Here is a 21842-nt window from a genome sequence, read left to right on the forward strand (position 1 = left end):
CCCACTCCCCGTCGGGCGGCCCCACTCCAGGGGCTGCCCGGCGGGGTGCGTGCTAGCGTCACGAAACGGGGCACGTCATGGGTCGCGGGACCCGGCCGCGCACGGACGGGGAAAGGCCGGGCACCCGAACGGGACGCGGCCGAGAACAGAATGACGGGACACGGGGAGTGCCTTCAGGTGGCCACTGCGGAGCCGACACGCGCCGACGACGCCGATCCGGGCCCGGAGACCGGCCCGCGAATACGCCTGTCCACGACAGGCACGGACGGTGACCACGGCCCCGTTCACCCGAACGGCCGTACGCCCCGGGGGTCCTGGGGCAGCACCGGCGTCCTGGCCGTCCGGGAGCGGATGCTGCGGCACCCCGCGCTGTCCGTCACCGCCCTCTCGGGCCTGCTCCACGTCGTCTGGTTCTTCACCTTCGCCAACAGCGGCGGCGACCTCGCGGCACAGGACGCCTGGGCCGAGTTCGTCGGCCGCCACCCCGACTCGGCGTACAACCTCGCCTGGTACGGCGGGATGCACCCGGTGTCGTACAGCGTGGTGTCGCCGTATCTGATGTCCGTCCTCGGCGTCCGTACGACCATGATGATCGCGGGGACGGTGTCGGCGGGCCTGCTCACGATGGTCCTCATCCGCAGCCGCTCGGTGCGCAATCCGCTGTGGGCCGCGCTGGCCGGGGTCTTCGGGCTGCTGTGCAACGCGGTGTCCGGCCGGGTCACCTTCGGCCTGGGCACGACGTTCGCGCTGGGCGCGGTCGCGGCCGTCTTCTGCTGGCCGTACCGCTGGCGCTACAAGCGCTGGGCGAAGGCGCTGGTGGCGGCCCCGCTGGCCGCGCTCGCCACCATGTCCTCACCCGTCGCCGGGCTGTTCGTGGGCCTGGTGGCCGTGGCGCTGTTCCTGCAGAAGCGCCGGCCGGGCGCCTGGGCGCTGGGACTGGCGCCCGCCGCGGTCGTCGCCGTGTCGGCCTGGCTGTTCCCCTTCTCGGGCACCCAGCCCATGACGTTCGCCTCGGTGCTCCTGCCCCTGTTCTACTCGATCCTGTGTGTCGTCCTGGTCCCCGAGGAGTGGACGACGGTCCGTCTGACGGCCGGGGTGTACGGCCTGTCGGTCGTCCTGGTCTGGCTCGTCAGCTCCCAGATCGGCTCGAACATCACCCGGCTGTCGATGCTGTTCGCCGGGGTGGTCCTGGTGGCGGCCCTGCCCTTCGCCGTCCCGCGCTCCCGCACCTGGTACGCCCTCGCGGTGGCCTTCGCCGGATTCGTCGGCTGGATCGGCTTCAAGTCGGTCGACGACATCGTCCACACCACCCCCGTCGCCTCCTGGGCGCGCGAGCTGGCGCCGCTCGTCCACCAGTTGCAGCAGGTCGGCGCGGAGAAGGGCCGCGTCGAGGTGGTCCCGGCCCGCTCCCACCGCGAGGCCTCCGCGCTCGCGCCGTACGTCAACCTGGCCCGCGGCTGGAACCGCCAGGCCGACATGGAGCGCAACCCGCTCTTCTACGACGACACCCTCAACTCCGCGAACTACCACGAGTGGCTCCAGCGCTGGGCCGTCCACTACGTGGTGCTGCCCAAGGGCGAACCGGACGGCGACGGCGGCGAACGCGAACGCACGCTTGTGCAGCGGGGTATGCCGTACCTCACGCAGATCTGGGGCGACGCCAACTGGCAGCTGTTCCGGGTGACCGACCCGGCGCCGCTCGCCGAGCCCGGCGCCGTCGTCGACCGCGCCGAGCAGGGCGAACTGACCATCGAGGTGCGCCACGCGGGCCGCATCCTCATCCGCATCCCGTACTCGCCCTGGCTGAGCCTGGTGGACTCCGAGGGCAAGAGCCTCAAGCCGCCCCAGGAGACCGTGGCCTCCCGGCACCGGCCCGAGGGCGCGCCGAAGACGTACGTCAACGTCAACGGCTGCCTGCGGGAGACCGAGCAGGACGCCAAGGGCGACCGATGGACGGAACTGCTGGCGCCGAAGGCGGGCACCTACCGTCTGGCAGCGCCGTACCAGCTGCCCCGGGGCACCCCGTGCCCCGAGGAACTGAGGTGACGCCCGGGTGAGCCGTGGCACGGCTCGATCCGCTTACGGCCCGAGCCGTGCCACCGCCCGATCCGGACCGGCCCTAAGACCGGCCGAGCTGCGCCTCGACGGCCGTGACGACCTCGGCGGCCTCCGGGTCGGTCTGCGGGGAGAAGCGGGCGGCGACCCGGCCGTCCCGCCCGATCAGGAACTTCTCGAAGTTCCAGCGGATGTCCCCGCTGTGCCCCTCCGCGTCGGCGAAGCCCACCAGACGGTCGTAGAGCGCGTGCCGCCCGGCCCCGTTGACCTCGACCTTCTCGGTCATGGGGAAGGTGACGCCGTACGTGGCCGAGCAGAACTCGGCGATCTCCTCGGCGCCGCCCGGCTCCTGCCCGAGGAACTGGTTGCACGGCACCCCGAGCACGGTGAAGCCCTGCGCGGCGTACCGCTCGTGCAGCCGCTCCAGGCCCGCGTACTGCGGGGTCAGGCCGCACTTGGACGCCACGTTCACGACGAGGACGGGCCGTCCCGCGTACCTCTTCAGGTCCGCCGACCCGCCCTGGAGGGCGCCGATCTCCACCTCGAGGGGTGCGGCGCCGTTGCTGTCTGCAGTGGTCATGGCCGGATGCTAACCCCGCCCGTCCGGGCGTCCACGCGCCGCCCCGCCGTCCCGCTCACCCCGTGCCCCCGCGGTGGCCACGAGGACCTGGCCCGCGCCGGTGCGGACGTACAGGACAGAGCGGCCCGCACGGCGGCGTTCCACCAGGCCCGCGTCCAGGAGCACCTTCAGGTGGCGGCCGACGGAGCCGAGGGCCTGTCCGGTGACGGCGGTCAGCTGGGTCGTGCTGAGCGGGGAGTCGAGCAGCACCAGCACCCGGGCCCGGCCGGGACCCAGCAGCGCGCCGAGCGCCGTGGGCACGCGGGCCCGCCGCCCGCCGCCGTCGGCGAGGGCGCCCGCGCACGGGTAGACGACGGCGTAGCGGCGCGGCTCCTCCCAGGACACCCAGCCGGTCTGCGGGGTGACCGGCACGAAGACGAGCCGGGCGCCGGAGATCTCGCGCGGCGGGTACTCGTGCGCGTTGACCTGGAGCCGGCTCTCGCCCAGCCAGCGCGTCCCGGGCCGCAGCGCGTCCAGCACGGCGGCCCAGCCGCCTCGGCTCACCTGCGCGGTCCGCGCCACCACGTCGGCCTCCAGGACGCGCCGCCGCCGGTCCCAGTCCGGGCGTACGGCGTCGGCCCAGACGTACTCCAGGAGCCGGGCCGCACGCTCGGGCAGGTCGTCCCGCGCCAGCCACGGGGATTCCCCCAGCCGCTCGGCGGCGCCGGCGGGCGGCGGCTCGGCGAGCGAGACCCGCAGGTCCGCGCGGGCCCGCGCCGGGTCGGCCGCGCGCACCCGGGCGACTCCGGCCTCGAAGCTCTCCGCGTCCTCCGGGGTGGGCGTGAGGAAGTCGGCGATCCAGCTCCGGCCCAGCCCGGCGCGCACCAGCCACGCGGTGACGGGATCGCGCGCCAGCCGCCGGCGGTAGGCGGGCAGGTGCGCGCGCAGCCACGCCTGCTCACCGGGGTGCCCGCCCACGCCCGCGTGCAGCAGCTTCAGGCACGCGAAGGTCTCGGCGAGCGGGGAGAGCACGAAACGGCTGCCGGCGAGCGTGTCCGCGCTGACCTGCCACCAGCCCATCGGCCCCCCGGCGTCACACGACGTTTCGCACCCGCGCGAAACAATAACGTCCGGTGCCGGGCCCGGCCGAGACTCCGCACCATGCGCAGCTACCAGGACCTCTTCCGCACGCGGGAGTTCACCCCGCTCTTCCTCTCCTCCTCCGCGCAGGCCGTGGCCCAGACGGTGGGCGGTCTGGCGCTCGGCACGCTGGTGTACCGGTCGACCCACTCGCCGCTGCTGTCCGCGGTGAGCATGTTCGGCCCGTCGCTCGCCCAGGTCCTCGGCGCGACCCTCCTCCTCTCGGGCGCGGACCGGCTGCCCCCGCGCCGGGCGCTGGCGGGCATCTCCCTGACGTTCGCGGCGGGCACCGCGCTCCTGGCGCTGCCCCGCCTGCCGCTGTGGGCGGTCTTCGCCGTCGTCCTCGTGGAGGGCCTGGTCGCGTCTCTGGGCGGGGGAGTCCGCTGGGGTCTGCTGAACGAGATCCTGGCCAAGGACGGTTATCTGCTGGGGCGTTCGGTGTTCAACATGATGAACGGGGTCATGCAGATCGCCGGGTACGCGACGGGCGGGCTGCTCGTGGCGGTCCTGTCCCCGCGGCTCTCGCTCGCCCTGGCGGCCGTGCTCTACACGGCCGCGGCCGCCGGGTTCCGCCTGGGTCTCGGCCGCCGTCCGCCCCGGTCCCAGGGCCGCCCATCGGTGTCGGCGACCTGGCGCACCAACGCACGCCTGTGGTCGCACCGTCCACGCCGTCTGACCTACCTCGGGCTGTGGCTGCCCAACGGCCTGGTGGTCGGCTGCGAGTCGCTCTACGTGTCGTACGCGCCCGGCGCGGCCGGCACCCTGTTCGCGTGCGCGGCGTTCGGGATGCTGGCGGGGGACGTGACGGTGGGCCGGCTGCTGCCGCCGGCGCGGCGCCGCCGCCTGGCCACCCCGCTGCTGTTGCTGCTGGCCGCCCCGTACGCGGTGTTCGGCCTGCACCCGCCCCTCGCCGTGGCCGCCTGCCTGGTGGCGGTGGCCTCCGTCGGCTTCGGCGCGAGCCTGGTGCAGCAGGAGCGGCTGATGGAGCTCACCCCGGACGAACTCGGCAGCCACGCCCTGGGGTTGCACTCGGCCGGGATGCTCACGCTCCAGGGGGTGAGCGCCGCGCTGGCGGGCTCGGTGGCACAACTCACCTCGCCCGCCGTGGCGATGACGGCGATGGCCCTGGCGTCGGCCGGGGCGACGCTGGCCCTGGCTACGGCAGCTCGGCGGACGCCGGCCCCTGCTCCACGGCCGGCTCCGGCGCCGTAGCGACCGGCGCTTCCCGGCCCTCGGCGGCCGGCCGCGGCGTCACGGGCACCACCGCTTCCTGCGCGGGGACCGCGGGCGCCGCGGCCTCCTGCGCGGAGCCCGCCGAAGCCGGTGCCGCGCCGCCCAGGTGCTGGGCGGCACGGTCGAAGTACCTCAGCAGCTCCACCGGGAAGGGCATCACGAGCGTCGAGTTCTTCTCGGCCGCGACCTCCACGACCGTCTGGAGCAGACGCAGCTGCATGGCCTCCGGGGTGTCCGACATGATCCGGGAGGCGTTGGCGAGCTGCTGCGCGGCCTGGAACTCGCCGTCCGCGGTGATGACCCTCGCCCGCCGCTCCCGCTCGGCCTCCGCCTGCCGGGACATGGACCGCTTGAGGGACTCGGGCAGCTGTACGTCCTTGATCTCGACGCGGTCGATGTGGACGCCCCACCCGGCGGCCGGGCTGTCGATCATCAGGGCCAGCCCCTCGTGCAGCCGTTCCCGGTCGGTGAGGAGGTCGTCGAGGTCGCTCTTGCCGATGATGGACCGCAGCGAGGACTGGGCGACCTGGCCGACGGCGAAGACGTAGTCCTGCACCTCGATGGCGGCCCGCACCGGGTCCGTCACCCGGAAGTACACGACGGCGTCCACCTTGACCGAGACGTTGTCCTTGGTGATGCCCTCCTGCGTGGGCACCGGCATGGTGGCCACCTGCACGTTCACCTTGCGCATCCGGTCGGCGAACGGGATCAGGAAGGTGATGCCCGGCTGCCGGAAGCCCGGCCGCGCCCGGCCGAAGCGGAACACGACCCCGCGCTCGACCTGGTTGACCACCTTCATCCCACTGCGCAGCACGAGCAGGGCCAGCACGGCCACCACCACGACCGCGACGACGGTGCCTTCCATGGCACTCCACTCCTCACAGATGTCGACTGAGACACCGATGAGGACATGACGCACGACGGAAAGGATGCGGCCGCCAGTGTCAGGACTTCGTCAAGAAAGCGACGGCGGCGGCCCGTCACTCGTCCTCGGGTGCCGCGGACTCCGCCAGCCGCTCGCCGATGTCGTCCGCCCACTCCTGGGCCCACCGGCGAAGCCCGGCGACGGCCGCGTCGTCGAGCCCGTGGGCGGCGAACTCCCGGTCGTCGATCAACTCCGTACCGTCGAGGCGGGCTTGGAGGTCGGCGAGGTCGAAGGCGTCACCGGCGTGGCGGCGGCCGAGTTCCTCCAGCTCCGGGTGGCTCCAGCGGTCCGCGGCGGCGTGCACGTCGACGAGGTCGGCGGCGAGCCCCTGCTCGGCCAGCGCCCGCACCCTGGTCCCGACGAGGTCCTCCAGGGAGAGCGCCGGGCCCGACCCGGTCTCGGCCGGCGGCCGCCACAGCACCTCCTTGAGCACCTGCACCGCGCACTCCGCACCGCTGACCGGATCGCTGACGACCAGTCGCCCGCCCAGCGGCTCGGTCTCCGGCGCCCGCACCCCCCAGCCGCGCTCCTCCAGCCCGCGCAGCAGCGCGCCCACGATGTCCTGCGTGTCCACCGCGCTCTCGGTGGCGACGTCCACGTCCCGGCTCGGCCGGTCCACCAGGCCGTGCGCCCGCACCGCGTGCCCGCCGGCCAGCAGCAGACCGTACGGCGCGCCCACCGCGAGCACATCCACCAGCAGCCGCCGGCGCTCCTCATCCACCAGTCCGGCCCTCCCGACCACGGCCCCCGGACGCCCGGCGGCCACTCGCCCCCGGACGCGTCCCGCGGACCTCGCGCAGTGAAACGATCACGTGCCGATTATGGCCCGCACGGCGCACCTGGCCGGCCGTCCGCGTGCCCCGGTCACGCGGTCGGTGCGGTGTCGCCACCCGGTCCCGATCGGGGCGTCTGCCCGAAATGGTCCCGCCTTGATCACGATCATGTGACAAACAATCACTTCAATCGACAACTACCTTCACAACGCGACGACTTGCCTGCCAGTCTGCTCCGGCTGAGATCAGCACCAGTCTTGGGAGCAGACCACATGGACGACATCCAGCCCACCGCCCAGGCCGCCCAGAGTGCCGCCGCCCCGGCCGCCGGCGCCGTCGCGCCCGGCGCCCCTGTCGCGCACCGCCTGACCGGCCTGGCCATGAAGCGCCGCGGCCCCGTCGCGGTGTGGCTCGGCCTGCCGCTGATCACCCTCGGGATCTACCAGCTGGTCTGGTACTACAAGATCCACAAGGAGCTGCAGGAGTTCGACCGGCGCCGTGCCCTCAGCCCGGCGGGCAGCCTGCTCGTCATGATCTTCCTGGGCTGGACCCTGATCGCCCCGCTGATCTCGTTCCACAACACCGGCAAGGCCATCGCGAACGCCCAGCGCGCGGCCGGCCTGCCGGTGACGTGCAGCCCCGCCGCGAGCACCTGGCTTGCCTTCGTCTTCGGCCTGAACACCTGGTACATCCAGCGCCAGCTCAACATGGTCGTCGACGCCTACCCGGCCGCCACCCCGGGCACCGAGGTCCCCCTCGCCGCCTGACCTTCCCATCGCGAGACCTTTCCCCCAGAGGAGCCCCGGCCGCTTCCCCCCGTGCGGCCGGGGCTCCTGCCTTGCCGGGTGAGCCCGGGAGAGTCGGGCGCCCGAGGGCAGCCGGTGCCGGCCGGCGCGAGGGCGGTCCGCGTCGGGTGGAGCCAGGACGGTCCGCGCCGACCGGGGTGAGGGCGGTCCGCGTCGGGTGAAGCGGCGGAGAACGCCGAGTGGCGTGTCCGCGAGAGTCTTCGGGAGTTCGGCCGGCGTACAGGCGGATGGTCATGGTTCGCCCGGTTTGGCGGGATCGCGGGGAACGTAGCGTGAGCCGTCCGGAGCCATCCGGCCCGGGCCCCCGTCGGTTCACCTCGTGAGGATGGCTCAGTTCTGATGCGGAGCAGGTTTCAGCAGCCGCTTCCCCCGGCCGGTGACGCGCTCGGGCGCCCCGGCCTCGCCGTGGCCGAGCCGCCGCCGTGGACGGCACCGATGCGGAAGGCGGGCGTGGCCGTACGGACCCGGCCCCGGCTCTACGTCATCGACGGCATACGCCTGATCGCGGCGCTCATGGTCGTCCTGCACCACTACGCGGGCACCCGGCGGCTGAATCAGCCGGGCAACGCGATCTGGGGCCGGCCGGTGTCCGAGATCATGCCCACGGTCTTCCACCTCGCGTCCTTCGGCTGGATCGGCGTGGAGATCTTCTTCGTGATCAGCGGCTTCGTGATCTGCATGTCGTGCTGGGGCCGCGCTCCGAAGGACTTCTTCGTCTCCCGGGTGATCCGCCTCTACCCGGCCTACTGGGTCGCCGTGGCCTTCACCGTCACCGTCCTGCTCGTCCTGCCGGGCGCCTGGCGGCGGCCGCAGGGGCGGGACATCCTGCTCAACCTCACGATGCTGCAGTCCGGCTCCGGCGTGCCGAACGTGGACCTCGTCTACTGGACCCTCTGGTCGGAGCTGCGGTTCTACCTGCTCTTCACGGTCGTGGTCGCCATGGGACTGACCTACCGCAGGGTCGTCGTGTTCTGCTGCGTGTGGGGCGCGGCCGCGATGCTCGCCCCCGTCTCCAAGTTCCCGCTGCTCGTGCTGGTGGCCGACCCGAGCAGCACCTGGTACTTCGTCGCCGGCCTGGCCCTCTACCTCATGCACCGCTTCGGCCAGGACCTGCTGCTCTGGGGCATCCTCGCCATGGCATGGCTGATGGGCCAGCGGGAGCTGGGCCTGCGGGTCGCGTACGAAGGGGTCTCCAGCTGGCGAGGGTCCCTGCTGATCTTCACGGCGTTCCTTCTCTTCATGGTGGCCGTCGCGCTCGGCCGCACCGACCGCGTGCGCTGGAAGTGGCTGGCCACCGCGGGCTGTCTGACCTACCCGCTCTACCTGATGCACTACGTCGCCGGTACGACGCTGATCAGCCGCCTGCGCGACACCATGGACGCCCGGTTGCTGCTCGCCCTCCTCGTCGCCGCCTTCCTGGTCCTGAGCTGGCTGGTCCATCACCTCGTGGAGCGGCCGTCCGCGCGCCTGCTGAAGCGCGGCCTCGACTCCTCCTTCACCCGCCTGCGCACCTTCGGCCGCGCGGCGTGACCCACGGCTCCCGCCGCCACCCGGGCGCCACCGACGTCCGCCGACCACGCGCCGGGGTGCCGTGCCGGCAGCAGGCGTCCGCGCTGACGACGGGCGCGGACCGAACCCTCCGGAGTCCTAGGCCCATCGGGGTACGGGCCACGTCCTTCGTCTACGGCCACCGCCCGAGGCGGAAACGTGTCCTGCGGTGGACAGTTGGGCCATGCGCGCCTCCTCCCGGCCGGCCCGCCGACTCCCCGGAGGCACGGCCTACCTCGTAGCGTTGTTCGTCGACGCACTGGGCTCGGGCCTGTACCTACCGCTGACCTTGGTGTTCATCCGCGCGGTGACGGGCCTGCCGGCGTCGGCCGTAGGACTCGGGGTCACCGTCGCGGCGGCCTTCGGCCTCGCGGCGAACCCCCTGGCGGGCATCCTCGTGGACCGGTTCGGTTCCCGCCCCGTCCTGATCGGCACCTATCTGGTGCGGGCGCTCGGCTTCGCCCTCTACCCCCTGGTGGGGAGCTTCCCGGCGCTCATCGCCGTGGCGGGCCTGATCGCCCTGGGCGACCGCGCGTACTACCCCGCCACCGCCGGCCACACCGCCGCGATCGCCGATGGCGCGGACCGCGACCGGCTCTACGCCTGGACGGCCATGGCCCGCAACGTCGGCTTCGGCCTGGGCGGGCTGCTGTCGGCGGCAGCTCTCACCCTCGGCGGAGACCACGGCTTCGGAGCGATGGCCGTCATCAACGCGATCACATTCCTCGGAGCCGCCGGATGCCTGGCCCTCGCCGCTCCCCGCCCGACCAGCGCATCCCGGCCCACCGGCACCGGCGTCCGTGCCCGTACCGGCATCCGTGCCCGTACCGGCACAGGCACCGGCAACGCACCGCGGAAGCCCGGCGGATACCGGGCGGTCCTGTCCGACCGGCCGTTCCTCTCGCTGGTCGGAGCCGAGCAGGCGTTCACCCTCGCGCACTCCGTCCTGCCGGTCGCCCTGCCCGTCTACGCCGTGACCGTCCTGGACACGCCCCCCGCCGTCCTCGGCCTGCTCTACACGCTCAACACGACCCTGCTCGTCGTGGGCCAGCTCCCCGTACGCCGGCTCCAGGCCACGTCCCGCCGCACCCACGCACTAGCTCTGGGCGGCGCCGTGTTCGTCACCTCCTGCGCCGCCTACGCCGCGGTCGCCTGCCTGCCCCACGGCGGGTGGCAGGTGGCCGGTCTGGTGGCCGCCACGCTCCTCCACACGGCCGGCGAACTGATGCACACCGCCCCGTCCTCCGCCCTGGCCGCCGCGATCGCCCCCGCCCACGTCCGCGGACGCTACCTCGCTGTATACCAACTGACGTGGGCCGTCGCCGCCGTACTCGCCCCGGTGGGATTCTCCGCGCTCCTCGCCGCCGCCGCCCCACTGCTCTGGGCCGTCCTCGGCACTCTCCTCCTGCTCGCGTGCGCCAGCGTGCTGCGACTGTCCCGCGGACTCCCCACCGCCACCGTCCTCCCGCCCCCCGCGACAGCGACGTCGGCACACGCCACCGAGAGCGAGGCGGAAGCCGCAGGCTCGGCCACGGCGTACGACGGCGCACTTGACGGCTGACGGGCGGTGACGGCCACGTCTACGGGTACTGCAACTGAATCTGCACAGCGAAGGCGCAACTGCAACACGATTGAGGTCTGTTGATGCCGAGTTGTCCGCGACGAAGCCACCGCGGCAAGAGCCGCCGATTGCCTGTGCGGCGCTGGATGTAGGGAAGCTGCCCCCAATTCGTGTACAAGCTGCCCCCAATTCGTGTACATGCGCTCACGGATGAGAAGCCAAGTGTTTCAACTGTCCTTCCGGGAGCGGAGGACGACTGGATGCCTGGCACGCCACGTGATTTGATCCTTCGCACCGCCGGGATCGCGCCAAGGCGTCCGGAAACGGATGGCGCGCGCTGCGGTAGCGGCCGACCGTCCGTCCCCACCCAGGCCGCTCCCCCTTGTGGACCATTCATACGAAGGGCAGTTTCATCATGAACTCCGCTCCCCAGGTTCAGACCCTTGAGATCTCTGACGCCGACCTCGACGCCGTCTCCGGCGGCCTGAGCCCGCAGGTCGGCATCGCCGCCGGTCCCACGGCGATCAGCAGCACCGACCTCGCGGCCCAGTTCGGCGCGGCCAAGGACGAGGTCCTGGACACCGTCAGCCAGTACCACCAGGCCGGCATCACGGTCTCCTTCTGATCTCCGGATCGCGGGACTTCCTCTCCACGCGATCGCCGATGGTCCGACCGGCGGCCTGACAGCCGATCGGCGACCACGGCACAAGCCCCCTGCCCGCGGTTCTCCGCCGGCAGGGGGCTTGATCGTTGGGGAATCGTCTTCCCGCACTGTGAGTCGGCCGCGTTGCCCCGGGAGTGGCAGCGCATCCGCACGCGCAGGTTCTGGGCGCTGGTCCGGCGTGCCGGGTACCGCGCGGTTGTGCCGACGTGAAGCAGGCGCCCGGCGTCCAGGCCCGGATGCGGCGGCTCCGTGAAGTGCCACCCGTAGACCCCCGCCGCTCCTGGCCGTGACGGACACGTCGTCGCCGGACCGCGGGGCGCCGCGGCGCGGCAGTACTTGGGCTTCCCTGGGCCCGGAGGGCCGAAGACAGCAAGGAACGGCCTTCGGCTCTCCGGACGGGTGCAGCGGCCGTGCCGGCTATGACGACGGGTGGCAGAGGGTGGAGGCCTCCGCGTCACAGCCCCGCCGCCAAGGCGGGCTAGCGGCGGCCGGGGTAGCGGTCGTGACCCCAGTGCCGGTCGTTGTACCAGCCGTGGTGCCAGCCCCGGTCCCAGCGGTGGTCCCAGTCCCGGTCCCAGCGGTGGTCCCAGTCCCGGCCCCAGCGGTGGTCCCAGTCCCGGTCGTGGTGCCGGCCCCGGTCGCGGTCCCGGTCGTGGTGCCGGTCGCGGTCTCGGTCCCGGTCCCGGTCTCGGTCTCGGTCGCGGTCCCGGTCGCGGTCCCGGTCCCGGTCGCCGAAGTGGCGGTCGTGGTCGCTCCTGTGGCTCTGCGAGTAACCCATCCCGCTGCCGCGGTCATGGCCGGATCCGGCGGCCAGGGCCGGCATGGCGGCCGCTCCGACGAGCGCGCCCGAAGCCACGAAGGTGGCGATCAGGCGGGCCGTCGTACGAGAAACAGACATGAATCTGTCACCTCACGTTCGTGCACACCGACCCTGGCCGGGGCCGGGTGTGCGATCCGAAATTCCCGGCTCGGTGCCGAGGTCCCACACTGTGGCCCGCCGCGGCGACACGAGTCCGAGGAAAGGATTCGCGTTACAAAGCGCAGATATATCCGTAACTCTCCCTTGTATGGGCCATTGATGTCGGGGAGGGGGCCGTGTGCCGGCACTGTCCCGGCTTGGAATCAAGGCCGAGAGCAGGAAGAAAGGCAGCTGACGGTCCGTGAAACCGATGGCGATATCGCCGTCTTGAATTCCGTCGAACGGCCCAATGGCTTCAGTAACGACGGGATGCCTCTGTTCGGGGGATGGTCGCGATGCCCGGTGGTCCGGTGAGATACGCACGGAAGAGGTAGGCAGCCACGGTCGGGCAGCCCGTGGACAGCGCCTCGAAGGCGAGGGTTCCGGCCATCGGCGTGTCGACGGTCCTGGGCCGGCTCGTCGGTGGCCTGCTGATCGCGGCGACGCGCACGAGCGACGTCAGGGTCGTGACGCTCCTCTCGGAATCCCCTTCCCTCGCCGGTGCGGTGTCCAGCGCGCGGCCAGCAGGCTGGTGGCGAAGAAGGCGACGGCCAGCGGTGTGTATGCGAGCCCACCCGAACGCGGTCACCCTCTGCGCGATGGCCAAGTGGGTGGCGACCGACGCGGGCTCCTCGGCCGCCGACGGCGCGCGCTCCAGTTGCACGGCGGCTACGGCTACCTGACCGAGTACGGCATCGAGAAGATCGTCCAAGACCTGATGGCACATCAGATCCTCGAAGGCGCCGACGAGATCATGCGGTTGATCGTGGCGCGTTCCCTGGTCTCGGCCTGAAGGCCCTTGCCCCCAGGGCGGTTCCCTCCCCGTTGCTCCCCGCTCGAACTGGGGCGCATGTGGTGCATGCCGCGAGCGCGGCGGGGGCGCCCGGCTGCCGCCAACACCTCGGTGCGCGGCCGCGCCACGGCCTGGCTGCTGGTCGAAGTGGACTTCGCCTCCGCGGCCCGGATGCTGGGCCGGTTGTTCCGTCCGGGCCCCGCACGCGCCGCCTCAGCTCACCAGGCCGAGGCGGGCGGCGGTCACTCCGGCCTCGAACCGGCTGGAGGTGCCGAGTTTCTCCATGATCTGGTTCATCAGGCGGCGCAGCGTACGGTCCGAACAGGCCAGTCGGCGGGCGATGGTCTCGTCCTTGGCCCCGGTGGCCAGCAGCGCCAGTACCTCGCGTTCCTGCGCGGACAGTTCGAACCCGGTGCGCCCGCGTCCGGTCTGCCGGTCGGTATGCGGCCGCGCGAGATCCCAGGCGTGGGTGAAGACCTTGACGAAGCACCGCGCGACGGGCGTGCTGTGCAGGATGACGTCGCCGCCCTCACCCTGCGGGCCCGGTCCCGCCCCGATGATGACGATCGCCCGGTCCAGGATGTTCATGTGGAGCGGCACCGTAGGGGCGACCCGCACCTCGACTCCGGCGTCGATCAGCGCGTTCAGATAGCGGGCCGACGCCTGTGATCGCACGGCCTGCTGGGACGTCAGCATGCGCATCCGGATTCCGTTCGCCAGCATGTCCAGGTCCCCGGTGAGGCTGGCCTCCAGGATCCGCGCGTCGGGGAAACCGTTGCGCATCGCGAGGAACTCCTCCAGGGAGACCGCGTCCAGTTCCTCCAGCCGCTGCCGGGTGCGCGAGCGGTCCGTGAAGTACTCGATCTCCACGGCTTCCCGCTGGTCGGACCGTGGGGCCGTCAGCACGGACAGGACGTCCTCCAGCGCCTGCGCGTCACGGCCGATCCCCTCGACCGCCTCCTGCAGCCGGCGCCCGTGCTCCAGGACGATGTGCCGCAGGGCCCGTTCCGGAGAGCTGAGCCGCTCACCGCTCGGGTCCAGGAGCCGCCGGTCCTTGAGCCATCGAGTCAACTCGGCTGAGGCGCACGAGAGTTCCTCTCTCTCGACGGTGGAGTCTCTTACTCCCGACACCGTGATCCGCTCGATCATGGCCAGGTAGGCCTCTCTCCCCTCGGAGGCTGTCAACGGCCGGCCACGCGGAGGGTTATGAGCCGAATGCATGCGCGCACGATACGGGCCCCCTCCGGAGGAGGCCAGAGAGGTCGCTTCAGCCACATACGGGCCGCAACCGTGCTGGCCGAAAGCGGACATGCCGAATTCGGACAGGAGCGGACGGACCGCCCCGCGGTTAACCTCGTCGCCGCTGGTCCTGCTCCTCGTGGCCCCAGTGCGCCTCCCCCGACGCACGCTGCGCCGACGGCCGTAGAGAAGCCGGACACAACCCTCAGATCCGGCCGGTTCCGCGTTGTGAAGCTTGAGTCCTGCTTGACATGTGCATGCTTTTCACAGCACTGCGGAGCCGCCCACCTGGATTCCAACCCCACTAGGAGCCACGGTGCACAGAAGACTCACCATCGCCGGCGTCGCGCTGGCGGTGACCCTCGGCGTGGCGGCCCTGCCCGCCACCGCGGCCGCGGCCGGCCCGCCCGCGGCGGCCAAGGCCGATCCCGCGCCCAGCCCGCGCAGCCGGGCGACATCCGCCGCCGACAAGGCGGCCACCAGCGGCTTCGGCGCCCTCGCCAAGGGCCCCTCCGAGCGGTACGACCGCAAGCAGGTCACGCCCTGGGTCAACGGCCTCTACTCGATCGCCTACGAGCGCACCTACCGCGGCCTGCCGGTCGTCGGCGGCGACGCCGTGGTCCTCGCCGACGGCAACGGGCGGGTACGCGCCGCGTCCTCGGCCACCAAGGCGAAGATCGCGGTCCCCACCAAGGCCCGCGTCAGCAAGGCGACGGCCGCGAAGACCAGCCGGACGCGGCTGAAGTCGGTGGAGAAGGCCGAGTCACCCCGCCTCGTCGTCCGTGTGGCCGGCAACAAGGCGCGCCTGGCCTGGGAGACCGTGCTGACCGGCGCCACCGAGAAGGCGCCGAGCCACCTTCACGTCTGGGTGGACGCCGTCAACGGCAAGGTCCTCGCCACCCACGACGACGTGGCGGCCGGCACCGGCAACAGCAAGTGGAACGGACCCGGCCCGCTGTCCATCGACACCACGGCCTCGGGCGGCTCGTACTCCCTGCGCGACCCGAACCGCCCCGGTCTGACCTGCGCCGACTTCAGCACGGGCACCGTCATGACCAAGTCCACGGACTCCTGGGGCACGGGCAATCCGACCAGCAAGGAGACCGGCTGCGTCGACGCGATGTGGGGGGCCCAGAAAGAGTGGGACATGCTCAAGACCTGGCTTGGGCGCAACGGCCATGACGGCAACGGCCGCAGCTGGCCGGTCAAGGTCGGCCTGGGCGACGTCAACGCCTACTGGGACGGCTCCAGCATCTCCATCGGCCACAACGACGCCAACGAGTGGATCGGCGCGATGGACGTCGTGGCCCACGAGTTCGGCCACGGCATCGACCAGTACACGCCCGGCGGGGCCAACAACGAGAACGGCCTCGGCGAAGGCACCGGCGACATCTTCGGCGCGCTGACCGAGGCCTACGCCAACGAGCCCTCCCCGTACGACACCCCGGGCGACTACCTCGTCGGCGAGATGATCAACCTCGTCGGCCAGGGCCCGATCCGCAACATGTACGACCCCTCGCAGCTCGGCGACCCGAACTGCTACTCCTCCGCCATCCCGAGCACCGAGGTGCACGCGGCCGCCGGTCCGCTGAACCACTGGTTCTACCTGATGGCCGAGGGCTCCGCCCCCGGGGGCGGCAAGCCGTCCAGCCCGACCTGCAACAGCTCAGCGGTCACCGGCATGGGCGTCCAGAGCGCCGGCAAGGTGTTCTACGGCGGCATGCTGCTGAAGACCAGCGGTATGACATACAAGAAGTACCGCACCGCGACCCTGACCGCCGCGAAGAACCTCGACGCCACCTGCGGCCTGTTCAACAAGACCAAGGCCGCCTGGGACGCGGTGAGCGTTCCCGCGCAGTCCGGCGACCCCACCTGCACCGGCACCCCGGGCCAGGACTTCTCCATGTCGGTCGCCCCCGCCACGGGCAGCGTCGACCCGGGTGCCTCGGTGACCGCCACGGTCAGCACCACGACCACCAGCGGCAGCGCTCAGACGGTCGACCTGACCGCCACCGGCGCCCCGTCCGGTGTCACGGTCTCCTTCGGCCCCGCCTCGGTCACCTCGGGCGGCAGCTCGACGATGACGGTCGCCACGACGTCCTCGGCCGCCCCCGGCACCTACACGATCACGGTGCAGGGTGACGGCGTGGCCCACCACACCGCGCAGTACACGCTGACGGTGAACGGGGCGGGTGGTTGTACGTCCTCGCAGGTGGTGTCCAACGGGTTTCGAGAGCGGTACTTCGCCGTGGACCGGTGACACCGGCGCCATCGGCTCGTTCAGCGGCCAGTCCGCGCATTCCGGCACCCGGTTCGCATGGCTGGCGGGTTACGGCTACGCGGCGACCGACACCGTCAGCCAGACGGTGACGATCCCGGCCGGCTGCACCAAGGCGACGCTGAGGTACTGGCTGCACATCGACAGCGACGAGTCGGGCTCGACGGCGTACGACACCTTCCAGGTCAAGGTCAACGGGACCGCGAAGCAGACGTACTCCAATGCCGACGCTGCCACGGGTTACACCGAACGCACCCTGGACCTGAGCCAGTTCCTCGGCCGGCAGATCACCCTGACCTTCACGGCCACCGAGGACGCCGGCCTCCAGACCAGCTTCGTCGTCGACGACACCACCCTCACCACGAGCTGACCTTCGCATCGGCCGGGAGGCGGGGCACCCCAGGCCCCGCCTCCCGTTTCCCCACACCCCACAAAGGAGCCACCGTGCTTCGAAGAACCTTCCCGACCGGCCTCACCCTGACCGGCCTCACCCTCGCCGCCGCGCTGGGCCTGGCGGCGCTCCCCGCGACTGCCGCGCCGGCCCCCGAGGACGTCCACACCGCGGCGGCCGCGGCCACCCTGACCGCGGCCGCGCCCGACATCGACGTCACCAAGGTCCAGGCGGACCTGGCCGAACTGAACGCCATAGCCAACCGCAACGGCGGCACCCGCAGGTCGACCGGGCAGGGCTACCTCGACTCGGTCGCCTATGTGAAGGGCAAGCTCCAGGCGGCCGGTTACACGGTCACCGAGCAGGCCTGCACCTCCGGCTGCACCAGCGGCGCCGGGCCCAACCTGATCGCCGAGTGGCCGCACGGCGACACGTCGAAGGTGTACATGTTCGGCTCGCACCTGGACAGCGTGTCCGCCGGGCCCGGCATCAACGACAACGGCTCCGGCAGCGCGACCCTCCTGGAGGTCGCCCTGAAACTCGCCGAGACCAACCCGACGATGGCGGCGCGCGTCCGCTTCGGCTGGTGGACGGACGAGGAGCAGGGCCTCAACGGCTCGGACTTCTATGTCCGTTCGCTGACCTCCACCCAGCGCTCCGCGATCAAGGCGTACTACAACTTCGACATGGTCGCCTCGCCCAACGGCGGCTACTTCATCAACCACATCACCTCCACCGCCGCCGGGCCGATGAAGGCGTACTGGGACTCGCTGAACCTCCAGCCCGAGGAGAACACCGAGGGCGCGGGCCGCTCCGACGACTACTCCTTCGAGAACTACGGCATCCCCACCTCCGGTTACGCGATGGGCGCGAGCGCCCACAAGACCTCGGCGCAGGCGGCCAAGTGGGGCGGCACGGCAGGTACCGCGTACGACAGCTGCTACCACTCCTCCTGCGACACCACCACCAACATCAACGCCACCGGGCTGAACCGCAGCGCCGACGGTGTCGCCTACACACTGTGGCAGCAGGCGGTCTCGGACACCGTCCCGGCGAACGACTTCTCGATCTCGGCGAGCCCCGCCACGGGCAGCACCGACCCGGGAGCCTCGCTGACCACCACCGTCTCCACTGCCACCACCAGCGGCTCCGCGCAGACGGTGAACCTGTCCGCCTCGGGCGCCCCTTCGGGTGTCACGGTCTCCTTCAGCCCGGCCTCGGTGACCTCCGGCGCCTCGTCCACCGCGACGATCTCCGTCGGCTCCTCCGTGCCGCCCAGCACGTACAACCTCACCCTCACCGGCACCGGCACCACCACCCACACCGCGCAGTACACGCTGACGGTGAACGGGGCGGGTGGTTGTACGTCCTCGCAGGTGGTGTCCAACGGGGGTTTCGAGAGCGGTACTTCGCCGTGGACCGGTGACACCGGCGCCATCGGCTCGTTCAGCGGCCAGTCCGCGCATTCCGGCACCCGGTTCGCATGGCTGGCGGGTTACGGCTACGCGGCGACCGACACCGTCAGCCAGACGGTGACGATCCCGGCCGGCTGCACCAAGGCGACGCTGAGGTACTGGCTGCACATCGACAGCGACGAGTCGGGCTCGACGGCGTACGACACCTTCCAGGTCAAGGTCAACGGGACCGCGAAGCAGACGTACTCCAATGCCAACGCCGCCACGGGTTACACCGAACGCACCCTGGACCTGAGCCAGTTCCTCGGCCGGCAGATCACCCTGACCTTCACGGCCACCGAGGACGCCGGCCTCCAGACCAGCTTCGTCGTCGACGACACCACCCTGACGACCAGCTGAGCACACGGTAGGACGGAGGGGGAGGCGGTGGGTTCGGCCCGAGGTCGGCGAGACGGCTTCGGACTGGGGTGCTTTGGCGCGCGTAGCCCCCGGTACGACTCGGACATGAGCGCCACCGAATGGGCACGTCGTGCAGGACACGCAGCGCGCGGCCGTGAGCCACATGGACCGGCTGCTGCGGAGGCCTCCTGGTCGTCAGTGACCACGCGCGTCGATGTCGGAAGTGGATGTCGAAGGCCCCGGACCATCATCGGTCCGGGGCTCTTCCCTTGTGCCTCCGGCAGGCTTCGAACCCGCGACACCCGCTTCGGGAGTTCCTTCCGGCGGCCACGACGACGAGGGTGCACCGCAGGAGATCCACTTCTGGGGCTACTCGGGCGACTGAGCCGACCCAGTGGACCAGGCGCGGACCGTCGACGGTATGTCAGGCCGGCCGAGGCACGATGTTCACCGCCCGGTAGTCGTAGCCGTCTTGCTTGAAGCCGGGGGCTTCCCACTGGAGGTCTACCCGTTGTCCCGGCGACAGCGTGCGGAATCCTTCCGTCTGGATGTGGGAGTAGTGGCCCCAACAACCGCCGGGTGTCTCGGGGGAGTCGAGCACGCCCCAGCCTTCCTCGTCGCGCCACTCACGGACGGTCGCAGTCACCATGCGGGGAACCTTACGGGTCCCGGTCGCGCCTGCGTACCGGGATCCTCAGCTTGGGAAGCTGCGATCATATGGGGCCGGCGGGGGTGCCGACCTGGGTCGAGCGTCGGGTCGTGACCCCGTGGGCGCGGCTGCCTTCACCGTGATTCCCCGCCCCTCCCCCGGTAACTACCGGTGCGGTTCACCTCGGCTTCCGCCCTGGTCCGGCGCGTCCTTCCCTGCCTCTGGCCCACTCCTGGTCAGGTGTTCGCCGCTGGACCGGGAGTCCTGTCCCGGCCCCTCGGCCACCCGTTCGGCGTGATGGTGGCTCCTGTCGCGGACCGGTACCGACCGCGGGAACCGAGCTGGGAGGGGCGCGGCCGAAACCTCTTCGGCGTGATGATGGCCCCTGCTGCCGGCCGGTTCTGACCGCGTGAACCGAGCCGAGCCAGGTGTCGCCGAAATCGGAGTCAAGTCCTCGGCCGCTTCGGCAACCGTGGGCACCCGCTGCCCCGTACGGGCAGGCGTGGCAGTGCTGTTCCCAGCCTCGTGTTCCCTGCTTCCGGCGGACGCCGAGTCCTTCTGCGGGGTGGACCGGCTCGCGGACGGCCCCCGCTCGGCAGGGGCCTCGGAGCCCCAAGTCGGCACCGTCATCCCGAGCGCTGTCGCGGCGGCAATCGCTCCGACCGCGGCGAGCGTCCTCCTGCGACGTCGGGAGGCCGATCGGCTCCCTTCGCGACGGGTGCCGCACTCGGTGCCGGGCTGTATGCCGTCAGGTGGTCCGCCTACCGACATCGAAGCGCCGGCGGCTTCCCCGCTCCGATGCAACCTCGACAGGACTGCCGCGCACGTCTGCGCGTCGGGCCGGTCCGCTGCCTCGGTCGCGGTCATGGAGCGCAGGAGATCGCGCAGTTCCGACGGCAGCCGCCTGGGTATCCGCGGCGCCCGGTGCAGCCGGGCGACCGCAGACTCCAGCGGGGCGCCCTCGTACTCCAGTCGACCCGTCAGGCACTCCAGTAGTACGAGACCGAGAGCATAGACGTCGGCCTTCTCCTCGATGCGACGGCCGGTGACCTGCTCGGGGGCCAGATATGCGGCGGTTCCCACGAGGGCGCCGGCCTGCGTGGACGCAGTGGCGTCAATCGCCCGTGAGAGGCCGAAGTCGGTGAGGTAGGGCCGGTTCTGCGCGTCCAGCAGGATGTTGGACGGCTTGACGTCACGGTGCAGGATTCCCGCCCGGTGTACGTGCCCGAGGGCCTCGGCCAGCCGGATCCCGAGCTCGACCAGCGCGGGAACGACCATCGTCGTATCGGTGATGCGCCTGCGCAGGGTGCTGCCCTCGACCAGTTGCATGACGAGAAAGGCCTGCCCGTCGTGGCGGCCGACGTCGAAGACGGTGACCAGTCCCGGATGTTGCAGGCGGGCCAGTATGAGGGCTTCGTCCTCGAACCGGTCCTTCAGCCCCGTGCCGCTCCCCGCCCGGAAGACCTTGACCGCCACCGGACGACCAAGCCGCAGGTCCGTGCCACGATAGACGTCCGCGGCACCGCCGGTCCCCAGATGCTCACCCAGCTCGTACCGTCCTCCGAGCCTGGAAGCCTGCGAGGGATCAGGGATCCGGGTGTCCACAGGGGCTGTCATTTTTCTCCCAGGGCGTGGCGGCATGGTTGCCGTACGGCAAATGTTGTTACCGCGGGTACCCGAGATCTGCGGCTCCTACCCGACTGGTGCGCTTGTGGTGCACGCTCGTCATCTGCGGCTGTGCTGCGCCTACCGCTTCTGCGCTCTGTAACGCTTCATCAGCGCGGTGATCCGTTCGTGTTCCGCCCGGCCGTTGAGCTCCGTCAGGAGATCGTCAGGGCACAGTTCGTACGGATCGCCCCACCACCGGCGTCCTCGGTTGTCCCAGATCCGGTAGCCACCAGGCACGCCCCTGGCCACGTGGCGTCTCCTGCTCACGATCCCCGCTCCGCCGGGATCAAGTGCGCCCAGACGGCACGGAGCCTTTCGAGCAGGGCACGCTGCTCGTCGATCCAGCCGCGGTCCACTTCGAGGGAAAGGGCCAGCCTGGTGGTCTGCTGGTCTGCGATGGTGACGGTGATCCCGTCCTGGTCGTCCTCCCGCCAGTTCAGGCGGATGCCGATCTCGGCGACTCGCGCAGCCTCACGCCAGACGGCGTCATGCCCCGCGGCGACCTCATCCAGCACGTGTGCCCAGCCGGCCAGGTCTCTTGGATCGACATAGGTGTCGAGGACACCGGCCACGAAGTCGTTGTGGACCAGGAGCTGTCCCTTCACGTCCGGGATGCCCGGGGCGTAGGAATCATTCAGCTCGACTACGACACTGCCGCCGTACTTACCAGTGATCCGCAGCAGTACGAACCGCTCGGGCTCCTTCATGTCCCACCCCTGAGCGTTCGATCCAGCGCTGATGCTGCGCACTCTAGACACCACCACTGACGATGCCTGTCGCGCTCGTCC

18 protein-coding genes and 2 pseudogenes are annotated in these 21842 nt (G+C 71.3%); 10 read left to right on the forward strand and 10 right to left on the reverse strand.

The genetic code is table 11. The features are described from left to right. The first annotated feature begins 177 nt into the window (after nucleotides 1-177). Entirely contained in the window at nucleotides 178-2046 is a 1869-nt protein-coding gene (locus tag ACIQ9G_RS24410) for an MFS transporter (RefSeq protein WP_403613137.1), read from the forward strand. A gap of 73 nt (nucleotides 2047-2119) precedes the next feature. On the opposite strand, the gene ACIQ9G_RS24415 is transcribed toward ACIQ9G_RS24410, so the two are convergent. Next, on the reverse strand, nucleotides 2120-2635 hold the full coding sequence (locus ACIQ9G_RS24415; RefSeq protein WP_403613140.1) for a glutathione peroxidase: 516 nt from the start codon (nucleotides 2633-2635) through the stop codon (nucleotides 2120-2122). Nucleotides 2636-2644: 9 nt separating this feature from the next. After that, nucleotides 2645-3694 (reverse strand): ArsR/SmtB family transcription factor, encoded by a 1050-nt coding sequence (locus tag ACIQ9G_RS24420; protein ID WP_403613143.1) that lies wholly within the window; start codon nucleotides 3692-3694, stop codon nucleotides 2645-2647. A gap of 81 nt (nucleotides 3695-3775) precedes the next feature. Here ACIQ9G_RS24420 and ACIQ9G_RS24425 point away from each other — a divergent pair, with 81 nt between their 5' ends. Beyond that, nucleotides 3776-4966 carry an MFS transporter gene (locus ACIQ9G_RS24425; protein WP_403613146.1) on the forward strand — a complete coding sequence of 397 codons (1191 nt, stop codon included), beginning with the start codon at nucleotides 3776-3778 and terminating at the stop codon, nucleotides 4964-4966. Here ACIQ9G_RS24425 and ACIQ9G_RS24430 read toward each other — a convergent pair. Continuing rightward, the gene (locus ACIQ9G_RS24430) at nucleotides 4911-5852 is read right to left on the reverse strand and encodes a slipin family protein (RefSeq protein WP_403613148.1); all 942 of its coding nucleotides are present in this window, start codon (nucleotides 5850-5852) and stop codon (nucleotides 4911-4913) included. The two genes, ACIQ9G_RS24425 and ACIQ9G_RS24430, sit on opposite strands and share 56 nt — an antisense overlap. A 115-nt stretch (nucleotides 5853-5967) precedes the next feature. Beyond that, on the reverse strand, nucleotides 5968-6633 hold the full coding sequence (locus tag ACIQ9G_RS24435) for a hypothetical protein (protein ID WP_403613150.1): 666 nt from the start codon (nucleotides 6631-6633) through the stop codon (nucleotides 5968-5970). 324 nt (nucleotides 6634-6957) lie between these two features. On the opposite strand from ACIQ9G_RS24435, the gene ACIQ9G_RS24440 reads away from it, so the two are divergent. From ACIQ9G_RS24440 to ACIQ9G_RS24455, 4 genes are all read left to right on the forward strand, one after another. Beyond that, on the forward strand, nucleotides 6958-7452 hold the full coding sequence (locus ACIQ9G_RS24440; protein ID WP_403613153.1) for a DUF4234 domain-containing protein: 495 nt from the start codon (nucleotides 6958-6960) through the stop codon (nucleotides 7450-7452). A gap of 378 nt (nucleotides 7453-7830) precedes the next feature. Next, the gene (locus ACIQ9G_RS24445) at nucleotides 7831-9021 is read left to right on the forward strand and encodes an acyltransferase family protein (protein ID WP_403613155.1); all 1191 of its coding nucleotides are present in this window, start codon (nucleotides 7831-7833) and stop codon (nucleotides 9019-9021) included. Between the two features lie 202 nt (nucleotides 9022-9223). Then, nucleotides 9224-10600 carry an MFS transporter gene (locus ACIQ9G_RS24450; RefSeq protein WP_403613157.1) on the forward strand — a complete coding sequence of 459 codons (1377 nt, stop codon included), beginning with the start codon at nucleotides 9224-9226 and terminating at the stop codon, nucleotides 10598-10600. A gap of 415 nt (nucleotides 10601-11015) precedes the next feature. Beyond that, on the forward strand, nucleotides 11016-11225 hold the full coding sequence (locus tag ACIQ9G_RS24455; RefSeq protein WP_403613159.1) for a hypothetical protein: 210 nt from the start codon (nucleotides 11016-11018) through the stop codon (nucleotides 11223-11225). Between the two features lie 517 nt (nucleotides 11226-11742). Here ACIQ9G_RS24455 and ACIQ9G_RS24460 read toward each other — a convergent pair. After that, nucleotides 11743-12162 (reverse strand): hypothetical protein, encoded by a 420-nt coding sequence (locus tag ACIQ9G_RS24460; RefSeq protein ID WP_403613162.1) that lies wholly within the window; start codon nucleotides 12160-12162, stop codon nucleotides 11743-11745. Nucleotides 12163-12803: 641 nt separating this feature from the next. Between ACIQ9G_RS24460 and ACIQ9G_RS24465 the strand changes: the two are divergent. After that, a pseudogene (locus ACIQ9G_RS24465) lies at nucleotides 12804-13015 on the forward strand (acyl-CoA dehydrogenase family protein); the annotation flags it as partial. A gap of 213 nt (nucleotides 13016-13228) precedes the next feature. Here ACIQ9G_RS24465 and ACIQ9G_RS24470 read toward each other — a convergent pair. Then, nucleotides 13229-14236, reverse strand: coding sequence for a LuxR C-terminal-related transcriptional regulator (locus ACIQ9G_RS24470; protein ID WP_403613164.1), 1008 nt, complete (start codon nucleotides 14234-14236; stop codon nucleotides 13229-13231). Nucleotides 14237-14570: 334 nt separating this feature from the next. Here ACIQ9G_RS24470 and ACIQ9G_RS24475 point away from each other — a divergent pair. The 3 genes and pseudogenes from ACIQ9G_RS24475 to ACIQ9G_RS24485 all read left to right on the forward strand — a co-directional run. Beyond that, nucleotides 14571-16451, forward strand: a pseudogene (locus ACIQ9G_RS24475) (M4 family metallopeptidase); the annotation flags it as partial. 169 nt (nucleotides 16452-16620) lie between these two features. After that, complete coding sequence (locus ACIQ9G_RS24480; RefSeq protein WP_403613166.1) at nucleotides 16621-16902, forward strand: hypothetical protein; 282 nt, start codon at nucleotides 16621-16623, stop codon at nucleotides 16900-16902. Nucleotides 16903-16976: 74 nt separating this feature from the next. Continuing rightward, nucleotides 16977-18737: a M28 family peptidase gene (locus ACIQ9G_RS24485; protein WP_403613169.1), complete on the forward strand. Its 1761-nt coding sequence runs from the start codon at nucleotides 16977-16979 to the stop codon at nucleotides 18735-18737. A gap of 424 nt (nucleotides 18738-19161) precedes the next feature. Here the strand turns inward: ACIQ9G_RS24485 and ACIQ9G_RS24490 are convergent, their stop codons facing one another. The 4 genes from ACIQ9G_RS24490 to ACIQ9G_RS24505 all read right to left on the reverse strand — a co-directional run bounded on the left by ACIQ9G_RS24490 (nucleotide 19162) and on the right by ACIQ9G_RS24505 (nucleotide 21761). Further along, complete coding sequence (locus tag ACIQ9G_RS24490; protein ID WP_403613172.1) at nucleotides 19162-19386, reverse strand: cold-shock protein; 225 nt, start codon at nucleotides 19384-19386, stop codon at nucleotides 19162-19164. Between the two features lie 165 nt (nucleotides 19387-19551). Then, a complete protein-coding gene (locus tag ACIQ9G_RS24495) occupies nucleotides 19552-20991 on the reverse strand; it encodes a protein kinase (protein ID WP_403613174.1) in 1440 nt (479 codons plus the stop codon). A gap of 141 nt (nucleotides 20992-21132) precedes the next feature. Beyond that, nucleotides 21133-21321, reverse strand: a complete 189-nt coding sequence (locus tag ACIQ9G_RS24500) for a hypothetical protein (protein WP_403613177.1) — start codon at nucleotides 21319-21321, stop codon at nucleotides 21133-21135. Continuing rightward, the gene (locus ACIQ9G_RS24505; RefSeq protein WP_403613180.1) at nucleotides 21318-21761 is read right to left on the reverse strand and encodes a DUF5959 family protein; all 444 of its coding nucleotides are present in this window, start codon (nucleotides 21759-21761) and stop codon (nucleotides 21318-21320) included. The genes ACIQ9G_RS24500 and ACIQ9G_RS24505 overlap by 4 nt, the downstream gene beginning before the upstream one ends. Nucleotides 21762-21842 lie beyond the last annotated feature (81 nt).

Origin of the sequence: Streptomyces sp. NPDC096152, from assembly GCF_044763235.1 — a bacterium.
Lineage (GTDB): Bacteria > Actinomycetota > Actinomycetes > Streptomycetales > Streptomycetaceae > Streptomyces.

Coding starts and splice junctions, on each gene's coding strand:
- ACIQ9G_RS24415 (WP_403613140.1), bottom strand. CDS start 2,635: ATGACCACTGCAGACAGCAACGGCGCCGCACCCCTCGAGGTGGAGATC.
- ACIQ9G_RS24420 (WP_403613143.1), bottom strand. CDS start 3,694: ATGGGCTGGTGGCAGGTCAGCGCGGACACGCTCGCCGGCAGCCGTTTC.
- ACIQ9G_RS24425 (WP_403613146.1), top strand. CDS start 3,776: ATGCGCAGCTACCAGGACCTCTTCCGCACGCGGGAGTTCACCCCGCTC.
- ACIQ9G_RS24430 (WP_403613148.1), bottom strand. CDS start 5,852: ATGGAAGGCACCGTCGTCGCGGTCGTGGTGGTGGCCGTGCTGGCCCTG.
- ACIQ9G_RS24440 (WP_403613153.1), top strand. CDS start 6,958: ATGGACGACATCCAGCCCACCGCCCAGGCCGCCCAGAGTGCCGCCGCC.
- ACIQ9G_RS24445 (WP_403613155.1), top strand. CDS start 7,831: ATGCGGAGCAGGTTTCAGCAGCCGCTTCCCCCGGCCGGTGACGCGCTC.
- ACIQ9G_RS24450 (WP_403613157.1), top strand. CDS start 9,224: ATGCGCGCCTCCTCCCGGCCGGCCCGCCGACTCCCCGGAGGCACGGCC.
- ACIQ9G_RS24455 (WP_403613159.1), top strand. CDS start 11,016: ATGAACTCCGCTCCCCAGGTTCAGACCCTTGAGATCTCTGACGCCGAC.
- ACIQ9G_RS24460 (WP_403613162.1), bottom strand. CDS start 12,162: ATGTCTGTTTCTCGTACGACGGCCCGCCTGATCGCCACCTTCGTGGCT.
- ACIQ9G_RS24470 (WP_403613164.1), bottom strand. CDS start 14,236: ATGCATTCGGCTCATAACCCTCCGCGTGGCCGGCCGTTGACAGCCTCC.
- ACIQ9G_RS24490 (WP_403613172.1), bottom strand. CDS start 19,386: ATGGTGACTGCGACCGTCCGTGAGTGGCGCGACGAGGAAGGCTGGGGC.
- ACIQ9G_RS24505 (WP_403613180.1), bottom strand. CDS start 21,761: ATGAAGGAGCCCGAGCGGTTCGTACTGCTGCGGATCACTGGTAAGTAC.